At 64.0% G+C, this 19,315-nt stretch carries 14 protein-coding genes; 12 read left to right on the forward strand and 2 right to left on the reverse strand.

All coding sequences use genetic code 11. The features are described 5' to 3' along the window. The first annotated feature begins 345 nt into the window (after positions 1-345). Entirely contained in the window at positions 346-4,104 is a 3,759-nt protein-coding gene (gene smc / locus KA712_22440; protein ID MCG5055726.1) for a chromosome segregation protein SMC, read from the forward strand. Between the two features lie 107 nt (positions 4,105-4,211). Next, positions 4,212-4,517 carry a YfhL family 4Fe-4S dicluster ferredoxin gene (locus KA712_22445; GenBank protein MCG5055727.1) on the forward strand — a complete coding sequence of 102 codons (306 nt, stop codon included), beginning with the start codon at positions 4,212-4,214 and terminating at the stop codon, positions 4,515-4,517. 125 nt (positions 4,518-4,642) lie between these two features. Here the strand turns inward: KA712_22445 and KA712_22450 are convergent, their stop codons facing one another. After that, on the reverse strand, positions 4,643-5,584 hold the full coding sequence (locus KA712_22450; protein ID MCG5055728.1) for a peptidyl-prolyl cis-trans isomerase: 942 nt from the start codon (positions 5,582-5,584) through the stop codon (positions 4,643-4,645). Positions 5,585-5,643: 59 nt separating this feature from the next. On the opposite strand from KA712_22450, the gene cmk reads away from it, so the two are divergent. The 3 genes from cmk (at position 5,644) to KA712_22465 (ending at position 9,911) form a co-directional block, all read left to right on the forward strand. Further along, entirely contained in the window at positions 5,644-6,339 is a 696-nt protein-coding gene (gene cmk, locus KA712_22455; GenBank protein MCG5055729.1) for a (d)CMP kinase, read from the forward strand. A gap of 246 nt (positions 6,340-6,585) precedes the next feature. Further along, positions 6,586-8,316, forward strand: coding sequence for a 30S ribosomal protein S1 (locus tag KA712_22460; GenBank protein MCG5055730.1), 1,731 nt, complete (start codon positions 6,586-6,588; stop codon positions 8,314-8,316). A gap of 248 nt (positions 8,317-8,564) precedes the next feature. Then, entirely contained in the window at positions 8,565-9,911 is a 1,347-nt protein-coding gene (locus tag KA712_22465) for an AI-2E family transporter (protein MCG5055731.1), read from the forward strand. A 16-nt stretch (positions 9,912-9,927) separates the two neighbouring features. Here KA712_22465 and KA712_22470 read toward each other — a convergent pair whose 3' ends face one another. After that, positions 9,928-10,773 (reverse strand): hypothetical protein, encoded by an 846-nt coding sequence (locus tag KA712_22470; protein ID MCG5055732.1) that lies wholly within the window; start codon positions 10,771-10,773, stop codon positions 9,928-9,930. Between the two features lie 97 nt (positions 10,774-10,870). Between KA712_22470 and KA712_22475 the strand changes: the two genes are divergently transcribed. The 7 genes from KA712_22475 (at position 10,871) to ppdK (ending at position 19,303) form a co-directional block, all read left to right on the forward strand. Next, the gene (locus KA712_22475; GenBank protein MCG5055733.1) at positions 10,871-11,506 is read left to right on the forward strand and encodes a 7-carboxy-7-deazaguanine synthase QueE; all 636 of its coding nucleotides are present in this window, start codon (positions 10,871-10,873) and stop codon (positions 11,504-11,506) included. A 185-nt stretch (positions 11,507-11,691) separates the two neighbouring features. Next, a complete protein-coding gene (locus tag KA712_22480) occupies positions 11,692-12,510 on the forward strand; it encodes a tetratricopeptide repeat protein (GenBank protein MCG5055734.1) in 819 nt (272 codons plus the stop codon). 5 nt (positions 12,511-12,515) lie between these two features. Continuing rightward, positions 12,516-13,049, forward strand: a complete 534-nt coding sequence (locus KA712_22485; protein MCG5055735.1) for a helix-turn-helix domain-containing protein — start codon at positions 12,516-12,518, stop codon at positions 13,047-13,049. A 46-nt stretch (positions 13,050-13,095) separates the two neighbouring features. Next, complete coding sequence (recO, locus tag KA712_22490; protein ID MCG5055736.1) at positions 13,096-13,890, forward strand: DNA repair protein RecO; 795 nt, start codon at positions 13,096-13,098, stop codon at positions 13,888-13,890. Between the two features lie 74 nt (positions 13,891-13,964). After that, on the forward strand, positions 13,965-14,351 hold the full coding sequence (locus tag KA712_22495; GenBank protein ID MCG5055737.1) for a VOC family protein: 387 nt from the start codon (positions 13,965-13,967) through the stop codon (positions 14,349-14,351). 101 nt (positions 14,352-14,452) lie between these two features. After that, entirely contained in the window at positions 14,453-16,081 is a 1,629-nt protein-coding gene (locus KA712_22500) for a glycine--tRNA ligase (protein MCG5055738.1), read from the forward strand. Between the two features lie 189 nt (positions 16,082-16,270). Continuing rightward, positions 16,271-19,303 carry a pyruvate, phosphate dikinase gene (gene ppdK / locus KA712_22505; protein ID MCG5055739.1) on the forward strand — a complete coding sequence of 1,011 codons (3,033 nt, stop codon included), beginning with the start codon at positions 16,271-16,273 and terminating at the stop codon, positions 19,301-19,303. Positions 19,304-19,315 lie beyond the last annotated feature (12 nt).

Genomic DNA, 19,315 nt, shown 5'->3' on the forward strand with positions numbered 1-19,315 from the left:
CCGCGACGGCTGACCGATTTTGGCTCGGATTCCTCGATCTGTCGGCGGCGTGCGGCCCGGGCTCGCTTGGCAACGAAGTACGCAGCCGCGCCGGATCCCAATACCCCAGTCGCAACGATTATTAAGGAAACCAGATCGGACGTCGGGGACTCCATGGCGGCGCCCAAAATAGCAAAGCTTGGAGCAAAGCGGCAGTCAGCACGCGAACTTCCCCAGAACGCGTGTCCGCTCTTTACAGGAAGCGCCCGGGGGTGTTACCTAAGGCCATGGCGTGACCGGTATGGTCATATATGGTCACGGCCTCGTTCGGCCGACACACCCTCCTCACCACCAACGCGGGCCCCGATGAAAATAAAAAAACTCGAGATCACGGGCTTCAAATCCTTCGTCGACCGCACGGTCGTCACCTTCCCCGACCCGATCACGGCCATCGTAGGCCCGAACGGCTGTGGAAAGTCGAACATCGTCGACGCGATCCGTTGGTGCATGGGCGAGCAGTCCGCCAAGCACCTGCGGGGCCGCGCCATGGAAGACGTCATCTTTGCAGGCTCGGAGTCCCGGGGCCCTGCAGGGCTGGCCGAGGTGTCCTTGACCTTCGACGCCCGCCACATTGCCTCGGACGCCGCCCCGGGGGGCGTGCCCTGGGGGGTCACGGGGCCCGAAGAGATCGTGATCACCCGTCGCCTTCATCGGGACGGCACCAGCGAGTACCTGCTCGGAGGGGTGCCTTGTCGTTTGCGCGACATCGTCGACTTCTTTCTGGGCACGGGCGTGGGCACGAAGGCCTACTCCATCATCGAGCAGGGACGGGTGGGGTTCATCGTGTCCTCGAAGCCCGAAGATCGCCGAACGCTCATCGACGAAGCGGCTGGCATCACGAAGTACAAGGCCAAGAAGAAACAGGCTGAGCGTCGCATGGAGTCCACGCGACAGCACCTGCTGCGGGTCTCCGACATCATCGGTGAGCTCGACAGCCGGCTTCGGTCTTTGCGTCTGCAGGCGCAGAAGGCCGAGCGGTACAAGAAGTACAAGGGTGAGCTGCGAGACCTCGAGCTGTGGGAGGCTTCGCACCGCTTCCTCGGACACTGGGCGGAGGACAAGACCCTCACTGCCAACCGTGAGGAGCTGGGTGCCGAACACGAGGACAAGGCGCGGACGCTCGAGGCCGATGAGGCTCAAATCGGGGCCGAGCGTTTGCTCCTGTCGGGGGAGTCGGCTGAGCTTTCAGCTGCGAAAGATGCGCTTTTCGAGCTGTCGAACAAAGCCCAGCTCGGCATGCAGCGGGCTCAACACTACGAAGACGAAGCCCGTCGCCTGACCGAACAGGCCGAGAGCGCTTCGCGCGAAGTGGAGGAGCTCCGGGCGCGCATCGAAGAGAACCGTGAGGCGATCGCCGAGCTGGAGTTTCAGCTGTCATCGCTGGCGGACGAAGCCGAGCAGGCGCAGGCCGTCTACGCTGAGCAGGAATCCGTTTACGAAAGCCTTCGTGGCGAGCTGTCGCGTGCCCGCCAGCAGGTCGAAGAGGCCTCGCGGGTCGCCGCGGCGGCCCGAACGCGCATCGCGCGGGCGGAATCCGAAGCGGAAGCCGCTGCCGCCCGTCGTCAAGATTTCGCGCGCCGGATCGAGGCCGTTTCGGCCGAAGACGAAGACGCTCGCTCGCAGCTCGAGGCGGTGGAAGTCGAAGCGGTCATGCTCGAGGAGCGACAAGGCGTGATTGGGGCCCGACAAGGGGATCTCGCCGCCCGCAAGCTCGAGGGCGAGCAGGAGCAGGGTCGTCTCAAGGACGACATATCCCGGTCCGAAATGCATCTCGAGACGCTGCGTGAGGAGGCCCATCGCCGCCGCAGCCGCCTCGAGTCCTTGCGCGAGATCGAGGCTCGTTACGAGAGCTTTCAGCGGGGCGTGCGCGCCATCATGCAGCGCTGTGCTGAGCCCGGGCAAGACGCGGTGGGTGAAACGCGTCCCTGGACTCTGGGCGGCTCCGTACGCGGCCTCGTAGCCGACATCGTTCAACCCCCACGCGACCTCGAGACCGCCGTCGAGGCGGTGCTGGGTGATCGCCTCGGGAACATCGTGGTCGAGTCTCACGAGGTGGGGGTGGAAGCCATTTCCTACCTCAAGGAGCGGAGCGAAGGGCGCTCCAGCTTCATCCCGATGACCCTGCGCACACCGCAGGCACCGGGCGAGGTCGTGTTCGACGCCCTCGGCGGAGGCGGCGTGCATCACTCGCCCGCAACCACCGTCTGGCCCGTGGGCGAAGGCATCAAGGGACCCTTGCTCGAGCTGGTGGGATACGACCGCCAGTACGACAACGTGGCGTCGTACCTGCTGGGCGACGTGCTCGTGGTGGACAGTTTGGACCGCGCGCTGTCTCTGTGGCGGGACCAGAAGACCGACCACACGCTGGTGACCTTGGAAGGCGAGGTCATCGACCCGCAGGGCGTGGTCACCGGCGGAGCGCGTGAGGCCGCGACCAGCGGCATCTTGAGCCAAAAGCGCGAGATTCGTGAGCTCGAGGAACTCGTGGCCAACATCGACCGCGACTTCGAGGCGGCCATGGAGCGCCACGTGGCGCTCAAACAGCAGTTGGCCGAGGTGGTCGACCGCCTCCAGGCCGTGCTCGCGGAGGATCGGGAGCTCCAGATGGAGAAGCTGGCCGTGGGCAAGGATCTCGACCGGATTCGCCGGGAACGCGATCAGTTTGGCGCTCGCCGCCGCAGCCTGAACGCGAGCGTGGAAGATCTCCGCAAGGCCGATACGCAGGCGGCCGAGCGCGCTGAGCAGCTGCTATCCCTGCTCGAGGAAGAGCGCGTGAGAGCCGAAGAGGCCGAACGAGATTCTGAGACGCGGCGTGCGGAGGCCATGGAACTCGCCGAGCGTCTCGACGGAATGGTCGAGGCGCTGAGCGATCTGAAGGTATCGGCCTCCTCGGCGACGGAGAAGCGGGCCAGTGCGACCGCCACGCTCGAGCGGCTGCGCCGGGAGACGCAGGAACAGACCTTGCGCGTCGAGCGGCTGACCTCGAGCGGCAGCGAGCAGTCCGAGCGTGCGACCGTGCTGGGCGAGGACGCCCTGCGCCTGCGCGAGGAGGCTTCCCTGCAAATGGCGGAGGCCGAGGCGCGGGCGCGAGAGCATGCAGAGCGGCAGGGGGCCCTGGAAGAGCGCAGCTCAATCTTGGCTCGGCATGAAGCCGATACACGGGCCCTGCGGCAACGGGTCAACCAGCTCACCGAAATGCTCTCGGAGCTGTCGCTTCGCCAACAGGAGGTTCGCCTCAAACGTTCCGCAATCGAGGAGCAGATCCAGGGTCGCTACCGCGACGTGGTCCTTCTCGACATCGTCTACGACCATCACCTCCGGCCTCCCGTGGGCGACGAAGAGGCAGACCGCATGGACCAGCTGCGCGGCCTCATCGAGCGTATGGGGGAGATCAACCTGACCGCCATCGAAGAGTCGGAGACGCTCCAGAAGCGCTTCGATTTCCTCACCAGCCAGAAGGACGATCTCGAATCGGCTTTGTCGCAGCTCGAGACAGCGATCGACAAGATCAACAAAACCTCGCGGTTGCGGTTCCAGGAGGTGTTCGAGGCGGTGAATACGAAATTCCAGGAAGTTTTCCCCCACCTCTTCGGAGGCGGAAAAGCCAAGCTATCGCTCACCAACCCCGAAGACATGTTGGAGACAGGCGTGGACATTTTCGCCAACCCGCCTGGAAAAAAGATTAGCCAAAACATCGAGCTGCTCTCCGGCGGTGAGAAGGCTCTGACCGCCGTGTCTCTGCTGTTCGCCATCTTCCTCGTCAAGCCGTCGCCTTTCTGCATCCTGGACGAGGTGGATGCGCCACTCGATGAGGCGAACGTGGGTCGCTTCTCGGAAGGCATCCGGGAGATGACGGACCGCTCGCAGTTCATCGTCATCACGCACAACAAGCGGACCATGGAGATCGCCGACCGGCTCTGCGGTGTGACGATGGAAGAGCCCGGCGTCTCCAAGCTGGTCGCCGTGAACCTCCGGGGTTCCCAGACCGGTAAGGCCCGTATCGCGACGGACACGAGGCCTGCCGAAGGTGCCGATTCCGCGGAGGCGGTGCCCACCTCGGCCTGAGGCGGGGGCTCTCAGCGGAGGAATTTCTCACCGGACTCGAAGGCAAACAGCGTTCGAGAATTGACCTTCCCGACGCCCGTTTCTAGACTGCCGCCCACGATCTCCCCATGGCCACCCATATCACCGAAGAATGCATCAACTGCGGCGCTTGCGAACCCGAGTGCCCGAACGAAGCCATTAGCGAGGGCGATGACATCTACGTCATCGACCCGAACCTCTGCACCGAGTGCGTGGGCTTCCACGACCACGAGGCATGCCAGGCTGTCTGCCCGGTCGAATGCTGTTTGCCCGACCCGAAGCGGCCCGAAACGGAAGCCGATCTCCTCGTCCGCGCCCAAAAGCTGCATCCCGACCAGACCTTCCCGGCACTGGACGTTTTGCCAGCATCCCTGTCACGTTTCCGCAAAGCCTGACCTTGGCTCGCCGGGTGGGGCAGGTCGCCGCTTCGGCCGCGTCTGCCCCCTCCGCACCCAGCTCCGTGAAGGTCCGTCCCGTTCCCTGCGAACGAACACCTGCGGTCCGACGGGGCCAGGTACGCTCAACGCAAGCTGGTCTTGACGAGCGGGTCAGGCGTCACCACGACGCGTGCTTGCCGGCCGAGCTCATCGGTCGTTTCCATGAAGTGCCGTTGCCGCCAGGGCCCCAGAATCGACCTTCGGAGCTCGTCTTCGGCCTCCTCGAACGGGGTATGACGGGCCGACCGCTCTCCCAGGTAGAGGGCAACGTGAAATCCTGCCGCGTCCTCGATGACGGGAGTCATCTCTCCCGGGGCCGTCAGCTTCTGGACCGCCTCTCCCACGGTTTTCGAGTAGGGTTGGTCATCCGTCTGCCAGGTCACACCGAGCTTGAGGTGACGCTCGGACCACAACGGCTCCTGGGTCAGCGAGCGCCAGGCCTCGGGAGAGTGAGCGCTGCGTCGCGAAAGCTCCTCGGTCAGCTCTTGTGCCCAGACCCGGGCTCGGCTCCGCTGCTCTGGTCCCTGCCGCTCGAACGCGTAGAGATCCAGCATGGCCACGCGCACGAGGCGCGAATGCACGAAGCCGTCCTTCATGCGTCCATAGACCTCCTGCAGGACGGGCCTCGGTATATCGCTGGGGCCGATTCCGGTCTCAAATTCCCGTTGTAGGTAGAGCTGAGCCATGACTTGCTTCATGGCGAGCCGCGCCGGCTCGTCGTTGGCCAGTCCGCGGGCTTCAGCTCGGGCGGCGAGAGCTTCCAGAGTGACCAACACGTCGAGGGCTTCCCTCGGGCTCGCTCCCGTGGCTTCTGCCTGCCGTTTCACGTCCGATTGGAAAACGGCGACCCTGCCGACGCGAGCCACCACCCCGTCACCTGGGCTCCGCGGACCGTAGCTCGTGGGCGGGGCTGAGAGCGGCTCGTCGGAGGGCGCTTTTCGGCAGGCCCCGAGGCCAACGTGGAGGGCCACGACCACCCACACGGCGAGCGGGATGCTTCGATCGTCTCCGGTGTTCGACGGCACCCCTTGAATTTACACCCGGATCGCCCCCACCCCGAAAAGCGTGCTACGTTGCCCGCCCGATGAGCGAGACGCAGAGCCCCTTCGTCGTTACCATCGACGGCCCTGCAGGAGCGGGAAAGTCCACGACCGCCCGCCTCCTCGCGCATACCCTGGGTTTCGTGTTTTTGGACACGGGGGCCATCTATAGGACCGTGGCGCTCGTCGCACGCCAGCGAGGCGTCTCTTGGGACGACGCCGAATCGCTCGGGCGCCTGGCGGCCGCACTCGAGCTGAGGTTCGAGAATAACCGGGCAGCGGAAGAGTACGGCACGCGGATCATTGCCGATGGCCTGGACGTGACGAACGAGATTCGTTCGCCCGAAATCTCCCAGGGCGCCTCGCGGGTCTCCGCCCACGGCCCCGTTCGGGAGGCCCTGCTGGGCCTCCAACGCCGCGTGGCCGCCGGAGGCGCGGTGGTGGCCGAGGGGCGCGACACCGGGACGGTGGTTTTCCCTGACGCCCGCGCGAAGTTTTACCTGAACGCCGATGCACGGGTGCGGGCCGAGCGAAGGGCGGCCGAGCTGGCGTCCCGGGGCGTGCACGTGTCCGTCGACGACACGCTGGCGGACATCTTGGAGCGCGACGCACGGGACGCAGGTCGCGCGGTTGCCCCGTTGCGCCGGGCCGACGACGCCCTCGAGATCGATACGGGGCACCAAGGCCCAGCCGAGGTGGTCGCGCGCATGGTCGGCGTGGTCAGGCTCCGCGGCGGGTAGCCCGCGTCATGGTTCGAGAGGCCATGCGCCTCGGCAGCTCGGCCTGATGCAGCGTCCTGGTACGCTGCGGCTTCCAATTGACATATCCCTGGCGGGACGGTAGTTTTCGCGCCCCCCTCGGATCTGGCGAATGGTCGGTGGATTCGGTTCGAGCACTCGAGACGCGGAGTGACCCTTCGGGGGATGGGCAAAGCCGCACGGCCGTCCGGCACAACGCAGGCCGACGCCGCACTTTCAAGGATCTATATGGCTTCAATTCAAGAGACCAACCTCCCCGAGGAAGAGAACTTCGCAGCCCTGCTGGAAGACTTCTTCCGTGAAGACAACCTGAAGGAGGGTGACATCGTCAAAGGACGGGTCATTCAGGTTGGCAAGGAATTCGTGGTCGTCGACATCGGCTACAAGTCCGAAGGCACCATCCCCCTGCACGAGTTTTCGGACGCAGAGGGAAAGTCGGACGTCAAGGCGGGGGACGAAGTCGACGTGTTCCTCGAGGCCCGCGAGGACGAAAACGGACTCTGCATCCTGTCCAAGGAAAAGGCCGATCGCCTCAAGGTGTGGGACGAGATTTCGGCAGCCTGTGAGCGCGACGAGCTCATCGAAGGCACCATCAGCGCCCGCGTGAAGGGTGGCCTGTCGGTCACGATCCGCGGCGGCGTGAAGGCCTTTTTGCCCGGCTCGCAGGTGGATCTGCGCCCCGTGCGCAACCTGGACATCTACCTTGGCCAGCAGCACCGCTTCAAGGTCATCAAGTTCAACAAGAAGCGCGGCAACATCGTGCTCTCGCGTCGTGTGCTGCTCGAAAAAGAGCGCGCCGATCTCAAAGAGCAGACGCTCGACCGGATCAAGGAAGGTCAGATCGTCGAGGGTGTGGTCAAGAACCTCACCGAGTACGGCGCCTTCATCGATCTCGGCGGCATCGACGGCCTCCTGCACATCACGGATATGTCGTGGGGACGCGTTACGCATCCCTCCGAGCTCTTCCAGGTGGGCGACCACGTGCGCGTCAAGGTGCTCAAGTTCAACAGCGAGACGGAGCGTGTCTCGTTGGGCCTCAAGCAGATGAGCGAGGATCCTTGGACGAACGCAGCCGAGAAGTACCCGCCCGGCACGGTCGTGCGCGGCAAGGTCGTTTCGCTCAAGGATTACGGCGCCTTCATCGAGCTCGAACAGGGCATCGAGGGCCTGGTGCACGTCTCCGAGATGTCCTGGACCCGGCGCGTGAAGCACCCGTCGAAGGTCTTTGCGATCGGCGACATGGTGGAAGCGGTGGTGCTGGACATCGACCCCACGCAGAACCGCATCAGCCTCGGCATCAAGCAGCTCGAGCCCAATCCGTTCGCCACGCTCAAGGAGAAGTACCCTCCGGGCACGGTCGTACGGGGAACGGTTCGCAACATCGCCGACTTCGGTATCTTCGTCGAGATCGAAGAGGGCATCGATGGCCTGGTCCACATCTCGGACCTGTCCTGGACCCAGCGGGTCAAGCACCCCTCCGAGCTCTTCCAAAAAGGCGAAGAGGTCGAGGCCGTGGTTCTCAATATCGAGTTCGACGGAGAGAAGCCGAAGGTGTCCTTGGGCATCAAGCAGCTCGTGCCCGATCCGTGGGATCGGATTCCCTACGACTACACCTCGGGCAAGATCGTGGAGTGCAAGGTCCTCAAGGTGCTCGACTTCGGTGCCTTCGTGGAAATCGAGCGCGGCGTCGAAGGCCTCATTCACGTGTCCGAGTTCTCGGACGAGCGCGTGGAGGATGCCAAGACCTTCGTCAAGCCTGGTGACACGCTGAAGGCCGAGATCATCTCGGTGGATACGGCTGAGCGCAAGATTGGCTTGTCCTTCCGCGGCGCGAGCCGCGCCGAGGAGCTGGCCGACGTGCAGGGCTTTACCGGCGGCGTGCCCACGGCAACGCTCGGCGACGTCATGCGTGAGAAGCTGGCGGGCCTGGCCGCAGCCTCGAAGAAGAGCAAAGAGTAAAGAGAACAGAGTAGAAGGGCACAGCTGAGCCGGGTGGGTGCCGGAGACAACCTGGAACCCTCTGCCTGGCTCGGCTCTACCGAATGACTCGAGAGCGTACGCCCGGAGACGAAAACGCACCGACGGCTGAAAAGCCTTCGGATGCGGGGTCGTCGCCCGGGCGTTCGCCTTTCGAAGAGCAAGGGACGTCCCCGAAAGACGGATCCTTCCGGGGGACCTGGCGAGAATCAGCTCGCTCTCTGCGGGTGATGGCGTGGTTCAAGCGGTTCGCGAAGCTTTGGGGCTTCGCCCTCTTTTGCCTCTTCGTGGTCTATTTCTTCAGGCACATCGCGCTGCCTTTCGTATTTGCGATCCTGGTGGCCTACCTTTTGGCCCCCGTGGTCGATCGCATGTGCCGGGTCACCCTTGGGGGGCGACAGGTGTCTCGCGGGGGGGCGGTGGCTTTGCTTTACGCTGTGATGCTCATGATCCTGGGCGCCGGTGTTTCGTTCGTCATCCCGCGGCTTTCAGGGGATTTCGCCCGCCTTTTTCGCGAGGCTCCAGCGCTCTTCGAACGGGTCAATCAGGAGTACCTTCCCCGCGTCGGCGCCTGGGTGGATCGCAACCTCGGGGCGGGCGACGAGGAGCCCGCGACCATCTCCGGGCGGCCGCCGGAACCCGGGACTCCTCCCGACGATACGTTTGTGGAGCCAATGGCCGATGGTCGGTATCGGCTGCGTCTGGGGGAGCTGAGCAGCCGATTGAGTTTTCAGATCCGAAAGGGAGAAGAGGAGGGGACCTACTTGGTAGCTCCCTATCGCCCCCACGAGGTGGACCGGGTGACGGGCGGGCGTTGGGAGCGCTCCATCAAGCGCTGGCTCGAGGAGAAAGTCAGGGGGACTGAGGACGAGACCCGCCGTGCGCTCGAGTACGGGAAAAAATTCGTTACCGCCACGGTCAATGGCCTGTGGAAGCTGACACTGGTGTTGATGCTGGCCGCCTTCATCCTGATCGACTTGGAGAGGGTGCGGGGGTTCATTCGTTCGTTGGTGCCCGAAAGCTATCGCTCCGACTATGATCGCATCGCCCGCGGTGTCGACCGGGGGCTGTCGGGCGTGATCAGGGGCCAGCTCACGATCTGCGTGATCAACGGTGGGCTCACCTACGTGGGTTTGCTGATCTTCAAGGTCAAGTACCCGTTGCTGCTTGCGGGCATCGCGACGGTCATGAGTCTGATTCCGATCTTTGGCTCGTTCTTGTCGAGCATTCCGATCGTCGCCATTGCCATCATGTCGCGCGGCGAGTTCGACGTGATGCTGGGCGTTTACGTCGCGGGCTGGATCGTGTTCATTCACCTCATCGAAGCAAACTTTCTCAATCCAAAGATTTTGGGCACCTCGGCGCGCATTCATCCCGTGTTGGTGGTCTTCGCCTTGGTCGCGGGAGAACACACCTATGGACTCGTGGGTGCGCTCTTCGCCGTACCCGTTCTCTCGATCGTGCAGACGGTATTCATCTACCTGCGTCGTCAGCAAGGCCACGAAGATGAGCCTGACGGAGACGACGGACCGTTCCCGGGACAGCCTGCCCCCTCCGGACGCCTGGGCGCCGCCTGACGCAGAGGTCGTCGGCTCAGTTCGGGAACACCCGAAGCGAGCGGTCCGGGTTCACGACCAACGAGTGGCCCTCGGGCACCCGCGCCCAGCCCGTACGGGGCTCGAGCTTCGAGTCGGCTTCGATCACGACGGCGCGAATGTCGGGATGGCTCACGCGTCGCGGCGCTTCGGTGTACCCGCGCCGCCGTGGGCAGGTGGAGTTCGAGCAATCGCCCACGCCCGTGACCTCGAGGTACTGCATGGGAAACCCGCGGGTCTCTGCCACCAAGCTTCGCCCGTTCGTGACCACCAAGGCCAGGTCGGGGACAGAGGCCACCCCGGCGGCGGAGAGCAGCTTGTCACAGAAGCCCACGCTCTGGTGCAGGGCGTGCTGCACGAGACGGCTCTCCGGCACGCGCACGTCGAGCAAACCCGCGTCATGCAGAAAGGCCAGGAACAGGTGAAAGAGATGCTCATCGGGCGAGCGCCCCCGGATGTTTCGACGCAGAAACTCGGGCACGCTCTGCAGCAGCCGCTCGCGCACCAGGTCGAATCCTTCGACGGAGCCGATCGCCCCGAAGAGCCACGACCGAAACCTGAACGGATCGCTGTTCTCTGCCGCGCCGACGCTTCCGTCCTCGAGGCCCACGCGGCCCACGACCGCATCGGCCCTCATGCCACGGGTCAGGGCGTAAAAGTCGACCTCTTCGCTCTCGGGGCGGGGCCGCTTCTGTAGCAACACCTCGTCGCCCTGGACGAAGCCCAGCCCCCAGCCGTCGGGGTGCAACGGGTCTTTCCAGTAGAGCGCCGGGCGCGCCTGGAAGAGAGCGCACGACAGCAGTTCGGGTTCGTTTCCGCTGTACGCGATGAGATGGTTCACCATGAGTCAGTATATCGTTTGACGCCCAGAAGGCCGAATCGTTCCACGAATTCCCCGGGCATACCGGGAGCGAGCGGCTTGTTGTAAGGTGCGCTCCCGTATGCGCATCACCGAGATTTACACCAGCGTCCAGGGGGAAACGCAGTACGCGGGCCTTCCCTGCACCTTGATTCGCACGACGGGCTGCGACCTTCGCTGCACCTATTGTGACACCGCCTATTCCTTTCATGGCGGCAAAGACATGTCTGTCGACGAGATCGTCGCCGAGGCCGAGTCTCTGGGCCCCAAGTTGGTCTTGCTGACAGGAGGTGAGCCGCTGCTCCAGCGAGACATCGTTGCCCTCTCGGAGCGTCTCCTGGCGCTGGGATTCGACGTCATGATCGAGACGGGAGGGGCGCATCCGGTGGGCGCGCTGCCTGCCGCCGTCGCGAAAATCGTGGACGTGAAGACACCCTCGTCGGCGGAGTCGCACCGCAACCATCCCAAGGCGCTCGAGGGGCTGGGCCCGAGGGACGCCGTGAAGTTCGTGCTGGGAGACGAAGCTGATTACGTGTGGAGCAAAGATTTCATTCAACAGAGGGACCTGGCCGCGCGGGTCCAGGTGTTGCTCTCACCCGTCCACGGGAAGCTCGATCCACGGCAGCTCGTTTCGTGGATGTTGCGGGACCGGCTTCAGGCCCGACTGAACCTCCAGCTCCACAAATACATCTGGGGCGCTGACGTACAGGGTGTGTGATGGGGCAGACCGGTAACGGGGGGGGAGTCGAGACCACCCCAGGCGTCACAAAACCCACTCGTCGTCAATTTTTTCAATTGACCGGTTTCGGGGCGCCTGTTAGCGTCGCGGCCGCGATAATCAACCGTAACCACTCAAGATTTCTCGCGAAACGAGAAGGGAGCTTGAGAAACATTTTGGCAACCTTGGCAACCACGAGCGCCCTGTTGACGGGGCTTGCCTGCGCTTCGCGGCCCAAGCGGGACCCGGACCAGTCGTACAAGCTCTTCCAGGTCGCCGTCAGCTCTTACGAGGCGAACCGCCTGGAGGCGGCCGTGGGCGAGCTCGAGCAGGCCCTCAAGGCGGACCCCCAGAATGCCGAGGCGCATAACATGCTCGGCATCATTGCCCTGCGTCAAGGTGCCGATTTTGAAGCGCAAATCGAGTCTCTGAGCTGCGTGCGGGGCTCAGACGCTGAGCTCGTGCGTCAGGACGCGACGCTCGAGTTCAGGAAGGCCCGGGGCGAATTCGAGGCGGCAGCTGCGCTCGAGCCCGATTTTGCGGACGCCTGGAACAATCTTTCCGTGGCTGCCCTGAACCTGCAGGACTGGGACCTCGCGGCGCGTGCGGCGCTGAGCGCCCTGAAAGTAGGCACCTACGGGGAACCCCACGTGGCAAGGGGAAACCTGGGGTGGGCGTATTTCCACAAGGGCGAGCTCCAAAAGGCATGGCGTGAGCTTCAAGACGCGGTGGCCCGTCAGCCTGGCTTTTGCGTGGGTCGTTACCGACTGGCCAAGGTGCTGGTGGAGCGAGGCCAGGTGGCCGACGCCGACGAGCATCTGGCCGTCATCGTGGCGGACGCACGATGTCCGATACAAGAGGCTTTCCTGTTGGCGGGAATGGTGGCACAAAAGCGCAGCGATACGGATCGGGCGGTGGAGTTGTTCGAGCGGTGTACCCAGCTCGGAGCCAAGAGCTGCGTGGCGGGTGAGTGCAGACGTTACGCCGAGATGATTCAACGATGACCGAGATGGTGCGAACTGGGGACGAAAGACACTTTGGCGCGTTTTTGCGCGAGGCGCGGGAGCGTCAGAAGATTTCGGCTGCCGAGGTCGCGGAATCCATCAAAATCTCGCAGAGCTGCCTCGCGGCCCTCGAACGTGCGGCGTGGGATGAGCTGCCGCCCGAGATTTTCGTGCGGGGCTTCGTCAAGACGTATGCCCGTATCCTGGGTGTAAACGAAGGGGAACCGCTCAACCTTCTGGACCGGGAGGTCTCGGCTCGGCGGCGATCGGATGACGAGTTGCAGGTTCCGGTGGTGTCCGGCGCCACGCACGAGCTTTTGCCCGTCGATGCTCCCCCTGTTGACCCAGACATCGCCCGCCGACCTGTGGGACTGGCGCTGTTCGTTGTCATTGTGTTGGTCATCTCGATCGTCGCGCTGTCGTATCTGCTTCATCAGCCAGCGCCTCCCGGGGAAGGGCTGAGCTGGGGGCCCTCCCAGCCTTGCGAGGTCGCAGGCGGACAGGGCACCCCTCGTCCAGTCCTCGATCCACGGGCCTGAGGCCCGGGTTCGCCCTGCGCAGCAGGAGGTCTGCTACGCTCGCAACGTGCAGCCCCTGCACGAAACGGACGCCATCGTGCTTCGAGCCGTCAATTTCGGCGAAGCTGACCGCGTCGTGACGCTCTTTGGCCAGGGCACGGGCAAGGTATCGGCCCTGGCACGAGCAGCGCGAAAGAGCCGTCGTCGCTTCACGGGCCTGGGGGCCGTGGCCAGCGGCCGTGCGACCCTACGAGAGCGGGCAGGGGACCTTTGGTCTCTCGAGACCTTCGAGGTGACGAAGCCCCGGCGGGAGCTCGCGGACGACCTGGTCAACGCCGCCCATGCCGCGTATGCGTGCGAGTTGTGCGAGCGCCTCTCGGCAGAGCACCAGGTAGACCCCCAATCGTTCGCGTGGCTCGATCAGATGCTCGATCTCCTGGCATGCGGGGCGGCGTCGGCCGAGCGCCTTCGGGTCTTCGAGTTGGGCCTGCTCGAGACCCTGGGGATCGCCCCCTCCTGGGACGCCTGCGCAGCCTGCGGTGCTGCCGAGCTTGTGCGCACGGGGGCGCGTTGGGTGGAGGAGTCGTGCCTGCTCCTTTGCCCGAGCTGTGCCACCCGTGGCATCCCGCTTCCCGCCGACCTGCTCGCCGCCCTGCGCCAGCTGGCCTCTCTCCCTCTCGCAGAGGCGGGCAGCCTGCACTTGCCGGCCGAGTTGAACCGCGGCTGTCGAAGAGTGCTTCATCCGTTCATCGAACGACAGGCGGGGGGGCCGCTGAAATCCCTCGCGTTTCTTGCCAAGCTGGCGCAGGGAGGGCGAGCGACGGCCGCTGGCCCCGCCCAGAAGGAACCCATCGGCTCATGAATCAACGCGATGTCCCTGCCCCCTCCTCCGTCCCCTCGGCTGACCGTAGCCCGGGCCCTTCTCATAAACCACCCTTGATCGGCATCCGCCACGTGGCGCTCTTCACGCCGGACCTCGAGGCAACCTTGGCCTTCTGGCAAGAGGTGATGGGGTATCGCATCGAGTGGCACCCCGACCCTGACAACGTGTACCTGACCTGCGGCGGGGACAACCTCGCCCTCCACCGTCGCGGGGTGGAAGGCGGGCGCGAACGGCTCGACCACGTGGGCTTGGCCGTCCCGTCTCCCGCAGACGTCGACGCCTGGGCGGAGCGCCTCCGTGGCTTTGGGACGCCCCTTCAGACAGAACCGCGGACCCACAGAGATGGCGCCCGGTCGTTCTACTTCAAGGACCCGGGAGGCGCCTTGATTCAAGTGATCCATCACGGTCCCCTCTCCGAGGAAGGGCGCGTGGCGCCCTGAGAGGGAGTTACGTGCGCCCGGAACCGGATCAAAGCCGCGGCGGTTGAAGGGAGCCACGACCCTGCAGCGAGCTGCGGGGAACGTGCTAAATTGCGCGCCCCATGCCAGCCGCTTCTCTCGACCAAATCGTCAGCCTCGCCAAGCGCCGCGGGTTCGTGTTCCCCTCGTCCTCCGTCTACGGAGGTCTCGCCAGCACCTGGGATTACGGTCCGCTGGGCGTCGAACTGAAAGCCAATGTCAAGCGCGCCTGGTGGAAGTCCGTCGTTCACGATCGCGATGACATGGAAGGCCTCGACGCGGCCATCTTGATGAACCGGCTCGTGTGGAAGTACTCCGGACACGAGGCGACGTTCTCCGACCCCATGACGGACTGCCGGGCGTGTAAAGCCCGCCCTCGGGCCGACCACCTGTTCGAGGCAGCCAAGGGCCGAATCCCCAATGGCCTGGCCGAGATCAACGCCGCCATCGAGGCCAAGGAGCTTGCTTGCCCCAAGTGTGGGGGCAAGGACCTCACTGCCGCCCGGCCGTTCAACCTTATGTTTCGGACCACCGTGGGCGCTGCCGCCGACGAAGACACGGGACTTGCTTATCTGCGCCCCGAAACGGCCCAGGGCATCTTCGTGAACTTCGGGAACGTTCTGGACACGATGCGCCGCAAGTTGCCCTTCGGCATCGCTCAGGTGGGCAAAGCGTTCCGGAACGAGATCACGCCCGGCAACTTCACCTTCCGAACGCGCGAGTTCGAGCAGATGGAGATCGAGTACTTCGTTCGCCCCGGGGAAGACGAAGCCGCCCACAAGATGTGGATCGAGGAGCGACAGAACTGGTACCTGCAGCTCGGCTTGTCACGGGACCGTTTGCGGGCCCGGGCCCAGGGCCGTGACGAGTTGGCCCACTATGCCAAAGGGTGCGTCGATCTCGAGTACCGTTTCCCTATGGGATGGAGCGAGCTCGAAGGCATCGCGAACCGTACGGATTTCGACCTCAAGGCCCACAGCCGCACGACGGAAAACCCCGACGCTCTCGGGGAGCTCACCTATTTCGATCTCGAGACGAAGCAACACATCGTGCCCTACGTGATCGAGCCCTCGGCCGGCGCAGATCGCGCCACCTTGGCGTTCCTCTGCGATGCCTACGAGGAGGCGCTGGTCAAAGAGCTGCCGGCCGACCTCGTAGACCAACTCAAAGCTGGGGTGGAGAGCTTCGCAAAGTCGGTTGCAAAACGTGACAAACTCGACAGCGGCATCCGGGATCGTCTGGCAGGCGCCGCCGAAGAGGTGGCCAAGGACGTTTCGGGCCAGTTTGGTGCCCTCTGTGGACTGACCGCTGACACCGAGGCACAGAACATCGAGGTCATGAAGAAGCTGAAGGGGCAAGTGACGAAGGCGGCCGAAGAGTACGCCCGTACCGTCCTTCACTTGCATCCCCGGCTCTCACCCGTGGCCGTCGCGGTGTTTCCCCTCAAGAAGAACGAGCCACGGCTCGTCGACATGGCGCGCGGTCTTCGGCGGGAGCTCCAATCGACGGGTCTGCGGGCCGTCTACGACGACACGGGCGCCATCGGTAAGCTTTACCGTCGGCAGGACGAGATCGGAACGCCTTGGTGCCTCACGGTCGATTTTCAGTCGCTCGAAGACCAGACCGTCACCCTGCGCGATCGCGACTCGATGCGCCAGGAGCGTCTGCCGGTCTCTGATTTGCCGGCCGTCCTATCGGGACGCATGCGCTGAATCTCCTGCTGTGAGGGGGACCCGCTCCTTTTCGCGGTGCCTGGTCTCGCAGGTCGCGCAGCGACCGCAGGCCAGGGCATCGCGGAGAGAGCGGGGCGCAGGATGAAGGGAGAAAGGCGTGTCTTCTTCATCATGTCGCGCGCTTCCTTCTTTTCTTCCGCGCGAAGCCCTGGTAATACTGCGCGCGCGATGTCATCCGTCAGCAAAGACAAGTCTCCCTCGTCGAAAAAGTCCTCGTCCAAATCCGCCTCGGCGGCTCCTGCCAAGAATGGTGCCCAAAACGGCGCCAAGCACGCTGCCCGCGCCAACGGCGCCAAGCGTGCCGCAGGCAAGCCGAAGGCCACGAAGCCGGGCGCAACCGCCAGCTCGTTGAAGGCCGAGGCCCAGAAGCTCTCCAAGACCGTCAAGAAGACGGTCACGAAGGAGGTCAAGAAGCTCGGCGCTTCCGTTCGCGCCAGCGCTGAAAAGATCTCGACTGCGGTCAAGGTCAAAGCCGGCAAGCGCATCTTCTTCTTCGGAAACGGAAAGGCCGAGGGCAACAAGGAGATGAAGAATCTCCTCGGCGGCAAGGGAGCCAACCTCGCCGAGATGACCAACATCGGAGTCCCGGTTCCTCCCGGTTTCACGATTACCACCGACGTGTGCGTCGAGTTCATGGCGAACGGTCGGAAGTTCCCGAAGGGACTCGAAGATGACGTGAAGAAGAACGTCGCCCTCGTGGAGAAGTCGCTCGGCAAGAAGTTCGGCGACCCCAAGAACCCCTTGCTCTTCTCGGTCCGGTCGGGCGCCCGCGCCTCCATGCCCGGCATGATGGACACCATTTTGAACCTGGGTCTCAATGACGAGGTGGCGGCAGGCCTCGCCAAGGCTTCGGGTAACGAGCGCTTCGCCTACGACAGCTACCGTCGCTTCGTTGCCATGTACGGTGACGTCGTCCTGGACCTCAAGCCCGAGAACAAGGAAGACATCGACCCATTCGAGGAGTTGCTGCACCGCAAAAAGAACGCGGTGGGTGCCAAAAACGACTCCGACCTGTCGGCACAGGACCTGAAAGAGCTCGTCGCTGACTTCAAGGCCGAGATCAAGAAGCGCAAGGGCGTCGACTTCCCTCAAGATCCCCACGAGCAGCTGGCGGGTGCCATCCGGGCCGTGTTCAATTCATGGGAGAACCCTCGCGCCAACGCGTACCGCAAGCTCAACCACATCCCCGCAAGCTGGGGAACTGCCGTCAACGTGCAGGCGATGGTCTTTGGCAACAAGGGAGAGAAGAGCGCTACGGGCGTGTGCTTCACCCGTGACCCTGCGAGCGGGGAGAACGTCTTTTACGGCGAGTTCTTGATCAACGCCCAGGGCGAAGACGTGGTGGCCGGCACCCGGACGCCCGCCAAGATCGTTGAGCTCGAGAAGTCTTTTCCGAAGGCCTACAAGCAGCTCTACGACATCCGCAAGAAGCTGGAAAAGCACTACCGCGACATGCAGGACATCGAGTTCACCATCGAAGACAGCAAGCTCTTCATGCTCCAGTGCCGCAGCGGCAAGCGGACCGGCCTTGCCAGCGTGCGGATCGCCGTCGAGATGGTGGAGGAGAAGCTGATCAAGAAGGAAGACGCCGTTCTGCGTGTGGAGCCTGAGGCTCTGAACCAGCTGCTTCGTCCCGTATTCCAGCCCGCCGCAAAGGTTCAGGCCGTCAAAGAGGGGCGTCTCTTGGCCAAGGGCTTGCCTGCGGGGCCCGGTGCCGCCACGGGCCGCATCGTCTTCTTTGCCGAGGATGCGGTGGAGTGGGCCGCCAAGGGCGAAGCCGTCATCCTTTGCCGGCACGAGACCTCTCCGGAGGACATTAGTGGCATGCACGCCGCGGAGGGCTTCTTGACGTCCTTCGGTGGCATGACCTCCCACGCCGCACTCGTGGCGCGGCAGATGGGCAAGGTGGCCATCGTGGGCTGCGACGCCGTCAGCTTCGACTATCGCGCCCGCACCATGACGGTCGAGTCGGGTAAAGGCAGCACCAAGGTCTTCAAGCAGGGCGACTGGGTCTCGCTCGACGGATTCGCCGGCGAAGTGCTGGAGGGACGGGTCGACACCACGCCTTCCGAGGTGATTCGGGTCCTCATCGAGAAGGACTTGGAGCCCAAGAAGGCGCCGCTGTTCCAGCAGTACGCCAAGCTCCTGTCCTGGGCGGACGGATTCCGCAAGCTGCAAGTCAGGACGAATGCCGACCAGCCGGACCAGGCTGAAGCGGCTGTGGCCTTCGGCGCGCAGGGCATCGGTCTGTGTCGCACGGAGCATATGTTTTTCGGTGAGGGCAAGATCGAGCCCATGCGGGAAATGATCGTTGCTGAAACCGAGGAGGAGCGTCGCGCCGCTCTCGACAAACTCCTGCCTTTGCAGCGGGAGGACTTCGCGGGTCTGTTCCGTGCCATGGGCAAGCTGCCCGTCACCGTGCGCACGTTGGATCCGCCTCTGCACGAGTTCCTTCCCCACGACGAAGCTGGCCAAAAGGAGCTCGCGAAGATCTCCGGCAAGAGCCTCGAGCAGATCAAGAGCCGGGTCGCGGATCTTCACGAGTCGAACCCCATGCTGGGCCACCGTGGCTGCCGCTTGGGTATCTCGTACCCCGAGATCACCGAGATGCAGGCCCGGGCGATCTTCGAGGCCGCCTGTGACGTGGCCGACGAGGGCATCGATGTGGTCCCCGAGATCATGATTCCTCTCGTGGGTACGAAGAAGGAACTCGACCTCCAGACCGACTTGGTTCACGAGATTGCCAAGGAGGTCTTCAAGGCGAGAGGCCGTAAGGTGAAGTACCTGGTGGGAACGATGATTGAGGTCCCCAGGGCAGCCGTGACCGCCGACAAGATCGCCGAAACGGCCCAGTTCTTCTCGTTCGGCACCAACGACCTCACGCAAACCGCGTTCGGCTTGTCTCGTGACGACACGGCGAAGGTGCTGGCCACTTACAAGGACAAGGACATCTACGCGGTGGATCCTTTCGTCTCGGTCGACCGAGAAGGCGTAGGGGCTCTCATGAGGATGGCAGTCGAGCTGGGCAAAAAAACCCGCCCCGACATCAAGCTTGGCATTTGCGGCGAGCAGGGCGGTGATCCATCCTCGGTGGAGTTCTGCCACCAGTTGGGATTGAACTACGTCTCTTGCTCACCTTATCGATTGCCGATCGCACGGCTGGCGGCGGCCCAAGCGGCTCTCAAAGAAGCCAAGCGCTAAAGAGCGCGAGGC

It is taken from the genome of Myxococcales bacterium (genome assembly GCA_022184915.1).
Lineage (GTDB): Bacteria > Myxococcota_A > Polyangia > Fen-1088 > Fen-1088 > JAGTJU01.

Coding starts and splice junctions, on each gene's coding strand:
- KA712_22445 (MCG5055727.1), top strand. CDS start 4,212: ATGGCCACCCATATCACCGAAGAATGCATCAACTGCGGCGCTTGCGAA.
- ppdK (MCG5055739.1), top strand. CDS start 16,271: ATGTCATCCGTCAGCAAAGACAAGTCTCCCTCGTCGAAAAAGTCCTCG.
- KA712_22485 (MCG5055735.1), top strand. CDS start 12,516: ATGGTGCGAACTGGGGACGAAAGACACTTTGGCGCGTTTTTGCGCGAG.
- KA712_22500 (MCG5055738.1), top strand. CDS start 14,453: ATGCCAGCCGCTTCTCTCGACCAAATCGTCAGCCTCGCCAAGCGCCGC.
- KA712_22470 (MCG5055732.1), bottom strand. CDS start 10,773: ATGGTGAACCATCTCATCGCGTACAGCGGAAACGAACCCGAACTGCTG.
- cmk (MCG5055729.1), top strand. CDS start 5,644: ATGAGCGAGACGCAGAGCCCCTTCGTCGTTACCATCGACGGCCCTGCA.
- smc (MCG5055726.1), top strand. CDS start 346: ATGAAAATAAAAAAACTCGAGATCACGGGCTTCAAATCCTTCGTCGAC.
- KA712_22460 (MCG5055730.1), top strand. CDS start 6,586: ATGGCTTCAATTCAAGAGACCAACCTCCCCGAGGAAGAGAACTTCGCA.
- KA712_22475 (MCG5055733.1), top strand. CDS start 10,871: ATGCGCATCACCGAGATTTACACCAGCGTCCAGGGGGAAACGCAGTAC.
- KA712_22465 (MCG5055731.1), top strand. CDS start 8,565: ATGGCGTGGTTCAAGCGGTTCGCGAAGCTTTGGGGCTTCGCCCTCTTT.